Annotated in this window: 11 protein-coding genes; 1 reads left to right on the forward strand and 10 read right to left on the reverse strand. The window is 51.5% G+C overall.

The annotated features are described in order from the left end of the window. Positions 1 to 31 precede the first annotated feature (31 nt). The 10 genes from ADS79_RS26245 to hutU all read right to left on the reverse strand — a co-directional run bounded on the left by ADS79_RS26245 (position 32) and on the right by hutU (position 11,753). Positions 32 to 736: an ABC transporter ATP-binding protein gene (locus ADS79_RS26245; RefSeq protein ID WP_049741414.1), complete on the reverse strand. Its 705-nt coding sequence runs from the start codon at positions 734 to 736 to the stop codon at positions 32 to 34. Continuing rightward, on the reverse strand, positions 723 to 1,517 hold the full coding sequence (locus ADS79_RS26250; RefSeq protein ID WP_307725629.1) for an ABC transporter ATP-binding protein: 795 nt from the start codon (positions 1,515 to 1,517) through the stop codon (positions 723 to 725). Before ADS79_RS26250 ends, ADS79_RS26245 begins: the two co-directional genes overlap by 14 nt. Further along, positions 1,501 to 2,448 (reverse strand): branched-chain amino acid ABC transporter permease, encoded by a 948-nt coding sequence (locus ADS79_RS26255; RefSeq protein ID WP_049741415.1) that lies wholly within the window; start codon positions 2,446 to 2,448, stop codon positions 1,501 to 1,503. The genes ADS79_RS26250 and ADS79_RS26255 overlap by 17 nt, the downstream gene beginning before the upstream one ends. A gap of 12 nt (positions 2,449 to 2,460) precedes the next feature. Next, a complete protein-coding gene (locus tag ADS79_RS26260; protein ID WP_049741416.1) occupies positions 2,461 to 3,342 on the reverse strand; it encodes a branched-chain amino acid ABC transporter permease in 882 nt (293 codons plus the stop codon). Between the two features lie 104 nt (positions 3,343 to 3,446). After that, positions 3,447 to 4,598 carry an ABC transporter substrate-binding protein gene (locus tag ADS79_RS26265; RefSeq protein WP_049741417.1) on the reverse strand — a complete coding sequence of 384 codons (1,152 nt, stop codon included), beginning with the start codon at positions 4,596 to 4,598 and terminating at the stop codon, positions 3,447 to 3,449. Positions 4,599 to 4,646: 48 nt separating this feature from the next. Then, the gene (gene hutH, locus ADS79_RS26270) at positions 4,647 to 6,170 is read right to left on the reverse strand and encodes a histidine ammonia-lyase (protein ID WP_049741418.1); all 1,524 of its coding nucleotides are present in this window, start codon (positions 6,168 to 6,170) and stop codon (positions 4,647 to 4,649) included. Between the two features lie 19 nt (positions 6,171 to 6,189). After that, a complete protein-coding gene (locus ADS79_RS26275) occupies positions 6,190 to 7,428 on the reverse strand; it encodes a branched-chain amino acid ABC transporter substrate-binding protein (protein ID WP_049741419.1) in 1,239 nt (412 codons plus the stop codon). 28 nt (positions 7,429 to 7,456) lie between these two features. After that, complete coding sequence (locus ADS79_RS26280; protein ID WP_236700110.1) at positions 7,457 to 8,617, reverse strand: M20/M25/M40 family metallo-hydrolase; 1,161 nt, start codon at positions 8,615 to 8,617, stop codon at positions 7,457 to 7,459. Positions 8,618 to 8,637: 20 nt separating this feature from the next. Continuing rightward, complete coding sequence (hutI, locus tag ADS79_RS26285; RefSeq protein ID WP_049741421.1) at positions 8,638 to 9,924, reverse strand: imidazolonepropionase; 1,287 nt, start codon at positions 9,922 to 9,924, stop codon at positions 8,638 to 8,640. 92 nt (positions 9,925 to 10,016) lie between these two features. Beyond that, on the reverse strand, positions 10,017 to 11,753 hold the full coding sequence (gene hutU / locus ADS79_RS26290) for a urocanate hydratase (protein ID WP_049741422.1): 1,737 nt from the start codon (positions 11,751 to 11,753) through the stop codon (positions 10,017 to 10,019). 367 nt (positions 11,754 to 12,120) lie between these two features. Between hutU and ADS79_RS26295 the strand changes: the two genes are divergently transcribed. Beyond that, positions 12,121 to 13,539 carry a sigma-54 interaction domain-containing protein gene (locus ADS79_RS26295; protein WP_049741423.1) on the forward strand — a complete coding sequence of 473 codons (1,419 nt, stop codon included), beginning with the start codon at positions 12,121 to 12,123 and terminating at the stop codon, positions 13,537 to 13,539. Positions 13,540 to 13,583: the final 44 nt, after the last annotated feature.

Raw genomic sequence — 13,583 nt, forward strand, 5'->3', positions numbered from 1 at the left:
ATCAAGGATGCTCGGTTTTTCCACGTGCTTGCTACCTCCCCAAATACGCCCTCTTCACTTTATCCTGCTCACGAAGATTTTGCGCCGTATCATGCAAGCGAATCTCACCGTTTTCCAACACATAACCGCGATCTGCTACGGACAACGCCATCGACGCGTTTTGTTCAACCAGTAGAATCGTGATGCCTTGCCCTTTGATGCGGCGAATGGTCTCGTAAATATCTTTGACAATGATCGGCGCCAGACCCATGGAGGGCTCATCCAGCATGAGCAAGCTGGGCTTCGCCATCAGCGCACGTCCGATCGCCAGCATCTGCTGCTCCCCTCCACTCATCGTGCCCGCCATCTGGTTCTTTCGTTCGGCTAGCCGGGGAAATAGGTGATAAATCTCTTCCATCTCCTTTTGCAGGGATGCTTTGGAGATTTTCCTGGCGTACGCACCCATCAGTAAATTTACAGCCACCGTCAGCTTTGGAAAAACACGCCTCCCCTCAGGAACCATCACGATTCCTTCGCGGACAATCTGGTGAGTCGCTTTGCCCTGCAGCTCCACTCCGCGATATTGAATCGTTCCGCGTGAGGGCGTAATCCCGCATATCGCATTCAAGGTCGTCGTTTTGCCAGCCCCATTGGAGCCGATCAGCGTCACGACCTCCCCTTCGTTTACTTCAAGCGATACATCGCGAACCGCCTGAATCCCTCCATAGGATACATGCAGCTGTTCAATTCGCAGCACTATGAGTCACCCCCTCCACATCTACCTTGCCGATGTATGCCTCGATGACCTCCTGATTGGAAATGACCACTTCTGGAATATCGTCAGCAATTTTGACTCCATGATCCAGCACAGCGATCCGATCACATAGCCCTGTCACCATCGTCACGTTATGCTCGATCAGGATGACCGTTGTCCCATTCTGCCTGATTTTTCGGATGAGCGCTGTCATTTCCTGTACTTCCTCCGCATTCATCCCGGCTGTCGGTTCGTCCAGAAGCAGCATTTTGGGCCTTACAACGAGCGCTCTGGCAATCTCCACCCGGCGTTGATTCCCGTAGGAAAGGCTCCCTGCCTCCAGCTGTTCAAAGTCTGCAAGACCAACCAGCTCCAGCAGACGTTGGCTTTCTGCATGGACGAACGCTTCCTCCTCTTTTGCAGTGCGCAGACCCAAAATTGCTGCCCACAATCCGCTGGACGTTTTACCGAACATCCCCAGCTTCACATTGTCCAGGACAGATTCTTCCTTCAGCAAACGGATGTTTTGAAACGTCCTGGATATCCCGCTTTTGGCAATGCGATACGGCTTTAATCCGTGAATCGGCTCGCCCTCAAACATGATGGTGCCAGCATCCGGCTTGTAAATCCCCGTCAGGATGTTAAAAAAGGTCGTCTTGCCTGCCCCGTTTGGTCCGATCAAGCCAAAAATCTCGCCCTGGTTCACTTGCAGGCTCACCTGATCCACTGCAATCAATCCCCCGAAGCGCTTCATGATTCCTTCGATTTTAAGCAACCTGATCACCACCCTTGATCGACGTTTCCTTGCCTGCCGAGTAGCGCTTCCTTTTTTTAAAGGCAGTCTTCCCAAACAAGCCTTTTGGATGGTAGCGCATCACAATAACCATCAACAGGCCATAGATCATCATCTTGTACATGTCGAGGTTCTGCATATTCATAAAATCAAGCTTGAACAAGCGAAACAGCTCGGGCAAGAGGTACAACACACTGACACCAAGCAGGGTACCGCGAATACTGCCTAGTCCGCCCAGCACCACCATGCTAAGTACGGTTACGGAGATCGTAAAGCCAAACGATTCTGCACTAATATACGATGCCTTGTGGGCAAAAAGCGCCCCAGCCGCTCCTGCATACGCCCCGCCTATGGCAAACACCAGCACTTTGTAGTAGGTCGTGTTAATGCCCATCGCTTGTGCCACCATCTCATCCTCACGTATCGTCATCCATGCCCGTCCGATACGGGATTTCGTCATCTTCTGCATCACGAAAATTCCCGCCAGCAGCACCACCACGACCAGCACCAGATAGCCTACATTTTTAAGCTCCACCCCAAAAAGCGAGGGAACAGGGATAGAATCGATCCCGTAAGCTCCTCCTGTGATTTCCGCATTTTTAAAAAAGGATTGGGCGATCAACCCAAGTCCGAGCGTCGTAATCGCTAAAAAATCCTCTCTCACCCGCAGGCTGGGCAGACCCAAAATCGCACTGATGACAAACGTGATGACCACAGCAATCCCCATCGAAGCCCACGAATTCATACCGTATGTGACCGACAGAATCGCAGAGCTATAGGCTCCGATGCCGTAAAAGGCTGCGTGCCCAAGCGATACCTGTCCCGCATAGCCCGTAATCAGGTTCAAGCCGAGCCCTAACAGGAGATAGATGATCAAAAAGACGACAATATCGACGTAATACGGATTCAACATGTCATCCATCAGATTCATCACCTACACTTTCTCAATATGCTTACCAAATAACCCAGATGGTTTGATCAGCAATATCATAATAAGAATCACAAACGCAATCGCGTCTTTATCTATCACGAGGTCAGTCATGAAGCCGTCACTAAGCGACTCCACAACCCCAAGCAGCAGACCGCCGACGATCGTACCGCGTATGGAACCAAGTCCGCCAAGCACGACTACACAAAATGCCTTCAAACCAGGCAGTGCCCCCATCGTTGGTGAAATCGAGTTAAAATTGATGGCAACGAGAACCCCTGCAACCGCAGCTAAAGCCGAGCCCAGCATGAAGGTGACAGCGACCACCCGGTTGACATTGATCCCCATCAACGATGCCGCCCGAATATCCTGGGCGGCCGCCTGAATCGCGATCCCCAGCTTGGTCAGCTTGAGAAAGGCGTACAGCAAGCCTAGACAAACCACCCCTGCGATGATGATGTACAGCTTTGTGTTCGTAATCGTGATCGAATCTGTGAGCGTGATGATCGAGGTTGTTATTCCCGTTTCCGGAAAAGCGCGCGAATCGGAGGTAAACATCACCTGAAAGACATTTTCCAGGAAAATCGAAATACCGACCCCGCTAATCAGCGTCGTGATCGGATGCGTTCCTCGCAGCGGACGATAAGCAAAACGCTCAATGCCCATACCGACAATCCCCGATACGACCATGGCCAAAAGCAGAGCAACTGCAAAAGGAAGCTGCAAGTACAAAATACCGATCATGGCTGCAAAGGCTCCGATCATGTAAATGACGCCATGCGCAAAATGGAGCAGTCTCAAGACGCCATACACCATCGTAAGGCCAAGCGCGATCAGGACATAATGAAAGCCTAGTGCTATGCCATTAAGCAGTTGTTGAGCAAGCATACCTCGCTTCACCCCTTTTCTAAAAAATGGAAACAACTGTTGAATTGCCAAAAAGAGGACCAGCCGATTAGTCCTCTTTCCCCACATATCGCTCACAGATTGGTTCAGTTGTATACCTTCGAATGGACGAATTGGAACTTTCCATCCTTGATCGTCATAAAAATGACCGGCTTGATGACCTCATGATCGGCTCCAAACGTTATTTTTCCCGAGGTACCCTCAAAATCTTTCGTTTCGTTGATCGCTTTGGCGAGCTGCTCCTTGTCGGTCCCCACCTTTTTCATTCCTTCTAAAATGACCATTGCGGCATCATAGCTTTGGGACGCCAGCATACCAGGCTCACTCTTGTATTTCGCCGTATAGTCTTTGACAAATTTCTGGACAATGTCGCGCTGATCCGATGTGTAGAATGAGGTCGTAAAGGTAGAGTCCTCTGTGTTTGATTTCCCCAGCTCCAAATATTTCGGAGAATCAAATCCGTCCACGCCCAATAGCTGCGCACTGATTCCTGCTTCTTTGGCCTGCTGAACGATAGCCGCAGCCTCGTTGTAATATCCCACTACATAAAGCGCATCTGGATTCACTGCCTTTATCGCTGTTAAAAGTGAGCTGAAATCCTTGTCTCCCATCTTGAACGGCTTGTCGATCGCCACTTTTGCCCCAAGCTTCTCTACCTCGATTTTGAATGCGCCGTAAATGGATTTTCCGTAGTCAATGTTCACGTAGAGGACTGCAATATTTTTCTTCTTCAGGTCATTTACTGCGTAATCGGCCATTGCTTTGCCCTGGATATCACCCGTATAAATCACTCGATTGACGTAGTCTCCCCCTGTGGTAATGTCCGGATGAACGGCGTACGCGACAACCATCGGGATTTTGGCTTCTTGCACTTTAGGAGCAACCGTTTTGGCAGGGCCGCTGTAGGCTCCATTCACAATCGCTACTACTTTGTCGCTGTTGATTAATTTTTGCACAGCTTTGAGCGCTTCTTCCGGCTTGCCTTGGTCATCCTCAGTGACGAGCTGAACTTGCTTGCCGCCTATCCCTCCAGCAGCATTCACCTGCTCGACAGCAAGCAGTGCAGCGTCCCGACTGAGCGTACCATCTGTTGCCGTAGGACCGGTTAACGGTCCGAACCAGCCCACTTTGATCGTATTCGCATCTGCTGACGAGCTGGCAGAGTTACTCCCCGCACATCCTGTTACGAGAAGTGCCACTCCCAAAAAGGCGGCGAATAATCCATTCCGTTTTTTCAACGCGCCTTCCCCCTTTAGTGGATTTATTCGCAAAATATTCCGACATATCTACACAATCGCTTCTGCTAGCAATGCCTGCGCAAGTATTTCAATCTGCTCACTGATCGCTGTATCCGTCGTAAGTGGTGGGATGATTTCTCGTACCCACTCCAGGTGCTGGCGTGTTCGCGGTGCCAGGTCATCCTCTGCTTGCTGCAAATAAATCGCTTGAGAAGCGCAAATCATTTCGATGGCAATAACACGAGCCGCATTTGCAATGATTTCACGTGATTGACGTGCTGCAATCGTACCCATGCTGACATGGTCTTCCTGATTCGCCGAGGACGGAATCGAATCGACGCTGGCGGGATGGGCGAGCACTTTATTTTCCGAGACAAGTGCGGCAGCTGCATACTGGGCAACCATCAATCCACACTCTAGTCCGGGATTGGGTGCGAGGAACGGGGATAAACCGCTTAGCTGCGGATTCACCAGTCTTTCGATTCTACGCTCGGAAATATTGGCCCACTCAGCAGCGGCGATTTTGAGCAAATCCATCGCCAAAGCAATCGGTTGACCGTGGAATTGCCCACCCGAGAGAACACGTCCATCCTCCAGCACGATCGGGTTGTCCGTCGTCGCATTCATCTCCGTCAAAATTTTATCTTCGGCGTACCCCCACGCCTGCCAGGAAGCGCCATGTACTTGCGGAATGCAACGAATCGAGTAGGCATCCTGTACGCGCAGCTCCCCCTGCTGGGTAATTCTGCGACTGCCGTCCAGCCACGTTCGAATACGTCCTGCTACCAGCTCCAGCTCCTTGTGCGGACGAGTCGCCAGCAGTTCAGGCGAAAAGGCATCGATGATCCCGCGCAGCGCTTCCATCGTCAGGCAAGCAGCCATATCCGCAGCCAGCCCGAGATGCTCCGCCTCGGTAATCGCGATCGCTCCCACCCCTGTCATACATTGTGTCCCGTTAATCAACGCCAAGCCTTCTTTGGCACCAAGCTTGACTGCGGCAAGTCCAGCCCGCTCTAATGCCACTTTTCCAGGCAGCCTCTCCCCCTCGTATTCCGCGTATCCTTCTCCAACGAGAATCAGCGCCATATGAGCCAAAGGAGCCAAATCTCCACTTGCACCAAGCGATCCTTTGGAAGGGACGATAGGATGAATCCCACGATTCAGGCAATCGACCAAAAGCTGCAAGGTTTCCGCCCGGATTCCGGAATAGCCTTTGGCCAGCGCATTCGCACGCAGGACAAGCATCGCCCGAACAACGGATGCAGGCAGTGGTTCTCCTACGCCAACCGCATCGGCACGCAAGAGATTCAATTGCAAAAGGCCAACGTCTTCTGCATCAATGCTCACGTCGCTCAGCTTTCCAAAGCCTGTGTTGACGCCATAGATGATTTTCCCTGCGGCTACCTGCTCTTCGATTCGTCTGCGGCTTTCATGTACGCGAATCCACGCTTCCTCCGATATGACGCACGCAGCCTTTCTCTCCACAATCAGGCGCAGCTCGGCACGGCTCAGCCGATCTCCGTCTAGCTCTACTACTTCTACCTGTTCTGCTTGTGTCACTGGCTCATCCATTCCTTTCCCTCGATCCTGATTACTCTACCTTGCCTACATATACGGACTTGTCGTGCTCGTATTTGAATATAAATACGTCGGCGCTTTGGTTATCCCCTTTGCCGTCAAAAGTGACCCTCGTAAACTGTCCCTGAAAGTCCTTTGTCTTGTGAACCGCTTCTAGCACCTGTTCTCTCGTAGGCTTTTTACCGCCATTTGCTTTGATCGCTTCGAGCATGGCATTCAGCAAAAGATTCGTAGAGTCGAAGCCGTATACTGAGAGTGTTTCCAGCGGTTTATTCATGGCCGCTTTGTATTCCTCCGCCCATTTCTTACCCTCCTCGGTTTGCGTCACATCCCCAGAAATAGAGGTAAAAACGACACCCTCAGCAGCAGGTCCGGCAATTTTCACCATGTCAGAGGAATCAAGCCCGTCTCCGCCCATGAAAATGCCTTTGTAATTCTTTTGTCTCGCTTGCTTGACGATAATGCCTCCTTCTGGATAGTGGCCGCCGAAGTAAATCATGTCCGGATTTTTCGCCATCACCTGATTCAGCACAGCCGTATAGTCCTTCTCTCCGACCGTTACGCCTTCGTATCCGAGGACCTCGATTCCGTCTTTTTCAAATTGGGCTTTGACCTCGCCAGTCAAGCCTTGGCCGTATGAAGTTTTGTCATGGAGAATAAACACACTTTTTACCCCCAACGCCGATTTAGCGTACATCGCTGCTTTCGGTCCCTGCGCGTCATCCCTGGCTACAATGCGATGAACCGTCTTTTTGCCCTCTTCGGTCAGCTTCACCGCTGTGTTGGCAGGCGACACCATGACCAATCCGCCTTCTTCATACTTGACGGAAGCAGCAATCGCCACCCCAGAGTTCAGATGACCGACTACACCGAGCACTTCTGGATTGGAGATCAGCATCTCTGCGTTTGCTACACCCATTTTAGGATCAGCCTGGTCGTCCTGCGGAAACAATTGCAAGTCAAAGCCCAGCTTTTTGAACTCCTCCTTCTTTTGATTCAGCGCGTATTCTGCTCCGCTTTTGATCGCATCGCCGAGAGAAGAGGAAGCTCCCGAAAGAGGGCCTTGGGTCGCAACCAAAATTTTGCCCCCTGCTTCTGCATTGCTTGTCGTGCTGCCTTCAGATGAGCTGCTTGGGCTTTGGGCAGCAGTAGCTCCGCTATTTGTCTGATTGCTTGCGGCACCACAACCTCCGAGCGCAGCACTGACGATGAACACAGCAGAAAGGATGCTTATTTTCGCATGCTTTTTCATACGGCTTGATCCCCCTTTATCTGACCCTTTATTTTGGTTTGTGCATTTCGTACCATTCACAAATGAGTGCAGCGGCGTATTTGCCCGTATTCACCAAATTTTCGACGCTAATATGCTCCTGGAAAGAATGGATGTTACGAAAGCCGAGTCCGAGCGTGATGCAGGTCAAGCCGTTTTCATTGAGAACATTCGTATCCGCTCCGCCCAGCGTCCTCGTCAAGTAAGACTTTACGCCAATTCGCTCTGCTGCTCGAATCGCCGATTGTACGAAAGCGGAGTGGTCCGGTATAGCAAAGCCAGCATATTTTTTCTCTACACGCACATGTGCTGTGCCGCCAAGCGATTCCGCTGCCTCCGTAACCGCTGCACACATATGCTCGATTTGCTCCTGCAAGCCTGTGGCAGTAAAGCTGCGTACCTCACCGCTCACCTTGACCTTTCCCGGGATGATCGAGGTCAGCTCACCGCCCTCTATCACCCCGATGTTTGCTAGCGTCTCCTCGCTGACTTTGCCGAGCTGCATCTCGCGCAGAGCCGCTGCCGCGATCAAAATGGCATTGATTCCTTCCTCAGGATTTAGACCGATATGCGACTGCTTGCCCTCGATTTCCCACCAAATCCGACTGCTATACGGTCCTTGCAGGATGATTTGCCCAACGTCTCCGCTGCTGTCAAAAATGTAGCCGGTCTTGCTCCGCACCTTGGCGTAATCCAAATATCTGGCTCCGACCAATCCAGGCTGCTCGTAGACGGTGAGGATCAGCTCAATAGGTCCACAGCGCGCTCCTGTTTCCTGAATTACCCGAATCGCTTCGAGATAGGCTGCCAAAGCGGCGCGATCATCGGCTCCCAGTATGGTCGTTCCATCTGAGTAAATGACACCGTCTTTAATAACCGGGTTAAGCCCCTCTGTCGGCAGCACTGTATCCATATGCGTCGAAAGGAAAAGCGGCGGCAGCTCCGGGTCCGTGCCGTCCCACCAAGCGATCAGGTTGCCACAGTTACCCCCAATCCGCTTGTTGGCCTCATCGAATTGAATCGTGAACCCCATCTCGGTCAAAAGTGGTACCAAAACATCCGCCATCAGTTTCTCGTCTCCACTCGGTGCATTGATCTTGGCCAGCTGCAAGAAGCTGTCCAGCAAGCGTTCCCCGTTCACTGCTTCCGCCGCTTGAAACTGGGTTTTCATTTTCTTCCCCATCCTTTCTGTCAGACTAGATTTTCGGTCCCTTTTTCCTGATTCGTGCGATCGACGACCAGCTTCCCGCGCTTGATTACCCACTCGACAACATTGCCGCCCAGCCGATAAATCACATGCTCATAGGACGGGACATTCCAGATTTGCAGATCGGCCAGTTTTCCAGCCTCAATCGAGCCACGGTCATTCCCAAGTCCGAGCGCCATCGCACCACCAATCGTTGCCGCCCGCAGTGCTTCTGCCGGGGACATCCGATACAAACGGCAAGCGAGTGCCATCACGAACTGCATTGATTCCGTCCAGCAGCCCGGGCACAGATTGGTTGCCAGCGCGACATTCATCCCGGAATCAATCATCGCCCGCGCATCAAAGGGTCGAGGATGTCTTACCGCAAAATCGAGAGCGGGCATCAGTACGCCCGTGACCCCTGCATTCGCTAGCTTTTTCATGACAGCAGGAGGCGTGTAGTTCAGATGATCAGCCGAAACCATGCCCATCTCAGCAGCCAAGTCCGAGCCACCCACGTACGAATACGCATCCGTATGAATCTTTGGCTGAAGCCCTGCATCAGCTGCTGCCCGTAAAATTTTTTCCGATTCCTGCGCGGTAAAATGCCCATTATCGCACCAGACGTCACAATAGGTAGCGATCCCCAGTCCACTCACCCACGGAATCATCTCATCGAGCAGCACTCCCATATACACCTCTTTAGGAAGATGTGCTGGCCAGCCATGCGCGCCGAGAAATGTACTGACGATATCAACAGGCATCGCCTTCGCCAGCTTGGCATTAACATGGAGCATCTTGATTTCGTCGGTCGTCGTCAGGCCGTATCCGCTTTTACTTTCGACTGTCGTCGTACCAGCATGCAGCATTCTCTCCAGCCGCTCTTTGGCAGCTTGAAACAGCTGCTCTTCACTCGATTTGCTCGTCATCTCGACGGAAACCTGAATCCCAGTCTGAATTCCCAGCCGCGCCAGCTCTGCCGGATCATCAATCGTCATTTTGGCTGCATACTCCTGCACCCTGGAGCCGCCAAAAACGAGGTGCGTATGACAATCGACGAAGCCGGGAGCAACGACCTTGCCAGTAGCATCGATTACCTCGGCATGCTCCATGTCGACCTCCGCAGCAACCTGGTCCCTGCTCCCAACCGCAATAATCTCCTCCCCTGCGATTGCGACCCAGCCTCTCGGAACCGTTTCAACTGAGCTGACATTGCTTCCTCGGCAGGTAACGACCTCCACAGCGTTTTGGATGATGAGGCTCGCCCGCCTTTTCTGCACCTGACTATTCATTTACCCTCCACCCCCTAGGCGGTCTGTGACACAAAAATTTATAACAGGAACGCTGCCACGAGATCAGCAGCAGCGTCCAAGCAATGTTTGTTTTATCGGGAAAGACTCGTATTGTCTGCTTCTTTTTCTTTGAGATCGTTTGGTCCGAACGTAGCGGTAGGTGTCCACCAAAGCGGGATTTTGATGTTTTCCTTGGTCAGCTCGCCTTGTCCGTTTGCTACATCCTTGGCAATTTGGTAGCCTGCCTGTGCGTGACGTACAACCCCAATGCCAGAGTCCACCGTCATGCACACCGACAAACGCATATGCGCCTCTTCTGTCCCGTCGGCAATCATCGTCACGCCTGTATGAACGGCTTCGCCCATCGAGTAGTTCGCCTGAATCGCGATCAGATCGCACATCCCGACTGCATTTAACAACCCGTTCAGCATCGGCCAGTCAGAAATCAGGTCGCCGCCATCCATCATTTTCTCAGATTCAAAGGTAGGGTTGACAATCGAGCCAGAGTCCAGATTGTCCCTGGAGAACGCCACGGGTCCAGCCAGCTCACCACGTTTGATCATCTCATTTACTTCAAGTGCAAACTCTTTGCGTTGACCAAAGCCGAGGTAGCAGATGCGCGCGGGCAAGCCTTCAATTGGAATGTGCTCGCGAGCCAGCTTGATCCAGCGAGTGACGAGCAAATCGTCCTTGAACTTCTCCAGCACCATGCTGTCGATCTTCTCCAAATCCGCCTTCTCCCCGGACAAGCAGGTCCAGCGGAAAGGTCCGCGGCCTTCGCAGAAAAGCGGTCTGATGTACTCGGAGACAAAGCCGGGAATTTTCATCGCTTCTTCCTCAGGCATACCTGCATCTCGGCATTCCTTGCGCAGGCTTGTGCCATACTCGAATGCGTGCACACCCTTGTCAAAAAACTGGATGGTCACACGCAATTCACGGATCATTGTTTTCCGTGCCAGCTGCAAATACAGATCGCGATCGGAGCGGCGCAACTCCTCGGCTTCCTCGGGCGTATAGCCAGCCGGGAGGTACGAAAGCGGATCATGCGCCGGTGTCATCGAGGTCAAAATATCAGGCATGAAGCCTTTTGCATACGCTTCTTCAAACACATCCGCTGCATTGCCCACGACAGCGACTCCAAGTGATTTGCCCTCGGCTGCATGTGCTTTGGCCAACTCAATGGCATGATCGAGTGAGTCTGCCAACAGATCGATATACCCGACACTCATACGGCGACGAATAATCGTCTCGTTCGCGTCCACGAGGATACATACACCGCCGTGCATCGTCATTGCCCGAGTCTGGTTGCCGCCCATGCCGCCAGCTCCTGCGGTAAGCATGATTTTTCCGATGAGCGAATCGTTGTAATGCAAGCGCGCAATCGCAGACAGCGTCTCAAATGTTCCCTGGATAACCCCCTGCGTGCCGATATACTCCCACGGTGCTGCTGTATACTGAGCGAAGATCGTCAGGTTTTTGTCCTGCAAATCATAGAAAACGGGCCATGATGGCTTCATGATATTGGTCGTTGCCATGACGACTGTCGGCGCGTATTTATGTGTTTTGAACACGGCCACTGGCATCCCTGACTGCACGACCAGTGTCTCGTCTTCCTCCAGCTCCATCAAGGAGTTCACGATCGCATGGTACGATTCCCAGTTTCTCGCGCACTTGCCGATTCCACCGTAAATGACCAGCTCCTCTGGCTTCTCGGCATTTTCCATGTTGTTCTCAAGCATGCGGAGAATCGATTCCTGTCTCCACCCTTTGCACCGCAGGGTAGAACCTCGACCAGCTTTGACGGAATATAGAATTTCAGGTTTGCTCATTTCGTTTCTCCTCCTCAATTTTTTATGTACAGCCTTGTCGTCTACTAGATATAGCATCTATCGTGCCAATGTTCAGGATTTTTAACAAAACGCATATGTACCGTGTTTTCTCCCTTTTCACGCAAAAAAAGACTCCCTCATGGAATCTGCTTTCGGCGCAAAATCGTTGGCGGTTACCCTGTTTCGTGTATGTCCCTTCGTTCAAAAGCTTGACATGACGCTTCTTACTACCACCGCAAAAACTTTCTGCGCAAATAGTTTCTTCTCTTTGCGAATCGTGACGGATCCTGGCACTTCTGCTATTCTATGAGTTAGAAAGTTCTGAAAATAAACCATCGCGTGATGAGAAAATGGAGCGTGATCATGGATGCTTTCAACCGATGCTAGACTCGCTTGCCTAGAACAGATCGTCGATTCGCTGAACGAGGGTGTGCTTGTGAGTGACCATGAAGGGAGAATCATCCTCTACAATAAAGCCCAGGAAAAGCTGGAAGGTTTAAAAAGTGAAAATGTCATCGGAAAATACTTGTGGGAGGCCTATAATTACAATCCTGAAATGTCCGAGCACCGCCGTGTCTTCAACAGCAGGCAGCCCGTCATCGCACAGTATCGGGCGCATGCGCATACTAACGGCATCCCGCAATACGTCACCTACAGTACATATCCGATTATTCATAATGGGGAAACCATTGGCGTATTTTCAATCAGTCACAACGAGACCAAGCTAAAAAACCTGCTGCACGAAACGATTGAATTAAAACGCAAAATCGTCACGCAACACAAGAGCAGCAAGGAACAGCCCAGCAACGGCACAACGTATACTTTTGGCAGCATCAAAGGCAACAGCTCGGTCATGAAGGGTCTGATCAAAGAAGCGCAAAATGTAGCCACACACGACACCGATATATTGATTGTCGGCGAGACAGGCACAGGGAAGGAATTGTTCGCTCAAAGCATTCACAATCATAGCAAGCGAGCCAAAAGCCCTTTTGTCGCCATTAACTGTGCAGCCATTCCAGAGACGCTTTTGGAAAGCACTCTTTTTGGAACGGTAAAAGGCTCCTATACGGGGGCTGCCGATCAAATGGGACTGTTTGAATACGCCCAGGATGGAACGCTTTTCCTCGATGAGATCAACTCGATGCCGATTACTCTTCAGTCAAAATTAATTCGCGTCCTCGAAGAACGCATGGTTCGCAGAGTCGGTGCCAATGCCGTGACGCCCGTGCGCTGCACCATCATCAGTGCCTCCAATGAAGCACCAAAAGAATTGATTGCATCAAGCAAGCTGCGCTCCGACCTGTATTACCGCATTGCCCGTACTTGCCTCATCATTCCGCCACTTCGCGAGCGCAAAGAAGATATCGTCTTTTTGATTGATTACTTCCTCACTCTCGCCAGCAAGCACCTAAACAAAAACGTACACGGTCTGTCAGCACGCCTACACGAGCTTTTCCTGCAATACAGATGGCCTGGAAACATCCGTGAGCTGCACCATGTCATTGAAAATCTGATCATTCGCGCTGACGAGGATCATAGCTTGCTGGATATCGAGCATCTCCCCTCCTACCTGCGTGAAAATATGCTGGAGCACAGCTTGGCAGATCTCACTCGTCGGACAGGAAATCGCCGACCACTAAAAACGGTCACTACTCCCTATGAGGAACATTTCATTCGTAATATTTTGGAGCAAGCAGACTGGAACATCACGAAAGCAGCCGAAAAAATCGGTACAACTCGCCAAACCCTGCAATACCACATCAAAAAGCTGAACATTCACAGGTAGCCTTTTTTGTGAGGATTTTCTAGCTGTACAGTTTGAATCCGCTT

The organism is Brevibacillus reuszeri (assembly GCF_001187725.1).
GTDB lineage: Bacteria > Bacillota > Bacilli > Brevibacillales > Brevibacillaceae > Brevibacillus > Brevibacillus reuszeri.

Bases quoted from the DNA above. Each gene is read 5' to 3' on its own strand.
- ADS79_RS26295 (WP_049741423.1), top strand. From the start codon at position 12,121: ATGCTTTCAACCGATGCTAGACTCGCTTGCCTAGAACAGATCGTCGAT.
- ADS79_RS26255 (WP_049741415.1), bottom strand. From the start codon at position 2,448: ATGGATGACATGTTGAATCCGTATTACGTCGATATTGTCGTCTTTTTG.
- hutI (WP_049741421.1), bottom strand. From the start codon at position 9,924: ATGAATAGTCAGGTGCAGAAAAGGCGGGCGAGCCTCATCATCCAAAAC.
- ADS79_RS26260 (WP_049741416.1), bottom strand. From the start codon at position 3,342: ATGCTTGCTCAACAACTGCTTAATGGCATAGCACTAGGCTTTCATTAT.
- hutH (WP_049741418.1), bottom strand. From the start codon at position 6,170: ATGGATGAGCCAGTGACACAAGCAGAACAGGTAGAAGTAGTAGAGCTA.
- hutU (WP_049741422.1), bottom strand. From the start codon at position 11,753: ATGAGCAAACCTGAAATTCTATATTCCGTCAAAGCTGGTCGAGGTTCT.
- ADS79_RS26280 (WP_236700110.1), bottom strand. From the start codon at position 8,617: ATGAAAACCCAGTTTCAAGCGGCGGAAGCAGTGAACGGGGAACGCTTG.
- ADS79_RS26275 (WP_049741419.1), bottom strand. From the start codon at position 7,428: ATGAAAAAGCATGCGAAAATAAGCATCCTTTCTGCTGTGTTCATCGTC.